Origin of the sequence: Streptomyces actinomycinicus, from assembly GCF_016741775.1 — a bacterium.
In the GTDB taxonomy this organism is placed as follows: Bacteria; Actinomycetota; Actinomycetes; order Streptomycetales; family Streptomycetaceae; genus Streptomyces; species Streptomyces actinomycinicus.
The window spans coordinates 1-1359 of record NZ_JAERRK010000061.1 but is presented as its reverse complement, the minus strand read 5'-3'; the positions used below and the strand labels follow the sequence as shown (position 1 = coordinate 1359).

Below are 1359 nucleotides of genomic sequence, written 5' to 3'. Positions count from 1 at the left end.
GCGTGGGGATGGCCGGGGTCTTGGCCAGGATCTCCGAGACGGGGTAGCGGGACTCGCGCCGGACGGCCATGAAGATCCGCGGCATGACGGGGAAGTGGAACGCCATGTGGCACTCGTCGCCGCCGGAGGCGTAGTCACCGAAGTAGTCGACCACGTCCTCGGGCCACTGGTTGGCCTCGGCGAGGAGCACCTTGTCGGGGTACTGGGCGTCGATCTCCTTGCGCACCCGCTTCAGGAACTCGTGGGTCGCCGGCAGGTTCTCGCAGTTGGTGCCCTCCTCCTGGTAGAGGTACGGCACCGCGTCCAGCCGGAACCCGTCGATGCCGAGATCCAGCCAGAACTTCAGCGCGGAGATCATCTCCTCCTGCACGGCCGGGTTCTCGTAGTTGAGGTCAGGCTGGTGCGAGAAGAAGCGGTGCCAGTAGTACTGCTTGCGTACCGGGTCGTACGTCCAGTTGGAGACCTCGGTGTCGACGAAGATGATCCGGGCGTCCTGGTACTGCTTGTCGTCGTCGGCCCAGACGTAGTAGTCCCCGTACGGACCCTGCGGATCCCGCCTCGACTCCTGGAACCACGGGTGCTGGTCGCTGGTGTGGTTCATGACGAAGTCGATGATGACGCGCATGCCGCGTTGGTGGGCGGCGTCCACGAACTCCACGAAGTCGGCCAGGTCACCGAACTCCGGGAGGACCGCGGTGTAGTCCGAGACGTCGTAACCGCCGTCTCTGAGCGGGGATTTGAAGAACGGCGGTAGCCAGAGGACGTCCACGCCGAGCCACTGCAGATAGTCGAGCTTGGCGGTCAGGCCCTTCAGGTCGCCGACGCCGTCGCCGTTGCTGTCCTGGAAGGAACGGACCAGGACCTCGTAGAAGACGGCACGCTTGAACCACTCCGGGTCCCGGTCCTTGGCGGGAGTGTCCTCGAAGGTGTCCGGAACGGGCTCATTGACGATCATATTGTGGGTGACCCTCCGATCTGCGGGGTGGACGGTCGCAGGACGCCGCTGTGTTCACCCGGGGGACGCTGTGTCCCCTCGCCGCCGCGCGGCGAGCCGGGCTCCCGGCCGACGGTGAGCACATGTGCGCCCCCGGGCCCGAGTCGTACATAGTCGGCCCTGCCCCAGTAGTAGGTCTCGCCGGTGAGCTGATCGTGCACCGGCACGGACTCGTGCCATTCCAGGCCGAGTTGCGGCATGTCCAACGAGACCGTCGCCTCCTGGGTGTGGTGGGCGTCGAGGTTGGCGACCACCAGAACCGTGTTCGACCCGCTCCGCTTCGAGTAGGCGATCACCGCGTCCTTGTCGGCGTGGTGGAAGTGCAGATCGCGCAGCTGTTGCAGGGCCGGGTTCTGCCGGCGGAC

General features: G+C 66.1%; 2 protein-coding genes. Both read right to left on the bottom strand.

The window, feature by feature from the left end:
• Positions 1-955 (bottom strand): alpha-amylase family glycosyl hydrolase (locus tag JK359_RS38465; RefSeq protein ID WP_269139092.1); only part of this gene is annotated, 955 nt, incomplete at its 3' end.
• Positions 952-1359 (bottom strand): alpha-glucosidase C-terminal domain-containing protein (locus JK359_RS38460; protein ID WP_236679127.1); only part of this gene is annotated, 408 nt, incomplete at its 5' end. The genes JK359_RS38465 and JK359_RS38460, both read right to left, overlap by 4 nt.